Here is a 1,043-nt window from a genome sequence, read left to right on the forward strand (position 1 = left end):
GGTACCTGGCTGGTTTTTTAGAACAGGTTAAAATTAGAGTTTTTAACTTTAACCATCTGAAAAAGCGTTATGAAAAAAACAAGATTCACAGAAGCACAGATCATTGGGATCTTAAACGAGCAGGAACAAGGAATTAAAGTTTCGGATCTTTGTCGTAAGCATGGCATCAGCGACGCTACTTTTTACAACTGGAAGAGCAAGTACGGAGGCATGAAGGTTGATGAACTGAAGCGTCTTAAGGAGCTTGAACAGGAGAATGCGCGCTTGAAGCGCATCGTTGCTAACCAAAGTTTGGAGATTGATATCATTAAAGATGTTCTCTCAAAAAAGTGGTAACGTCTTCGCACAGAGAACAGTGCTTACAATACATTATTGAAAATTACGAAGTAAGCCGCTCGAAGGCGTGCAAAATAATGAACTGTTCTAGAACAAGATTTTATTATGAAAAGAAAATGCCTTTGAAGGATGCCTCGATCCGTCAAGCAATAGAGTCAGTTATGGGCAAGACCAAGAAAGGCCGTAACAAGATAATACGTCTTGTGCAAAAGGAATATTCACATTTAAGCGCCAGCAAGATCCGTAGAGTTTATGTTAAAGAAGGTTTCTCTCTTTTTAAAAAGCCACGTATGCGAATGAAAAATAATCCTTCTAATCCGATCATGATACCTCTACAACGAAATGAAGAATGGGCTATTGATTTCATGTCTGACGTATTAGCAAATGGAAGACAGTTCCGGACTTTTAACGTGATCGATCATTATAACCGTGAAGGTCTTGGTATACTTAATCAACTAAGCATACCAGCAAAGAAAGCAACTCACTTCCTGGATCGACTGTTGGAAGTACACGGCAAACCAAAGAGGATACGAGGGGATAACGGACCCGAAGCAATGTCAAAGTGGTTTCGCCTTTGGCTCCAAAAAAATGGCATTGAATGGAGCGCTATCCCCAAAGCATCACCACAACAGAACGCGATCATTGAACGATTCAATCGCACCTATCGCGAGGATGTTCTAGATGCTAACATTGTTTTTTCAATCGAA

The 1,043-nt window shown here is 40.3% G+C and carries 2 protein-coding genes; both read left to right on the top strand.

The genetic code is table 11. The annotated features are described in order from the left end of the window. The first annotated feature begins 69 nt into the window (after positions 1 to 69). Positions 70 to 336 (top strand): transposase, encoded by a 267-nt coding sequence (locus DQQ10_RS27700; RefSeq protein ID WP_037356350.1) that lies wholly within the window; start codon positions 70 to 72, stop codon positions 334 to 336. Between the two features lie 77 nt (positions 337 to 413). After that, positions 414 to 1,043, top strand: a 630-nt coding sequence (locus DQQ10_RS27705; RefSeq protein WP_133259794.1) for a DDE-type integrase/transposase/recombinase, incomplete at its 3' end; no start/stop codon positions are given.

Origin of the sequence: Pseudochryseolinea flava (genome assembly GCF_003286915.1) — a bacterium.
Lineage (GTDB): Bacteria > Bacteroidota > Bacteroidia > Cytophagales > Cyclobacteriaceae > Ohtaekwangia > Ohtaekwangia flava.

Bases quoted from the DNA above. Each gene is read 5' to 3' on its own strand.
- DQQ10_RS27700 (WP_037356350.1), top strand. From the start codon at position 70: ATGAAAAAAACAAGATTCACAGAAGCACAGATCATTGGGATCTTAAAC.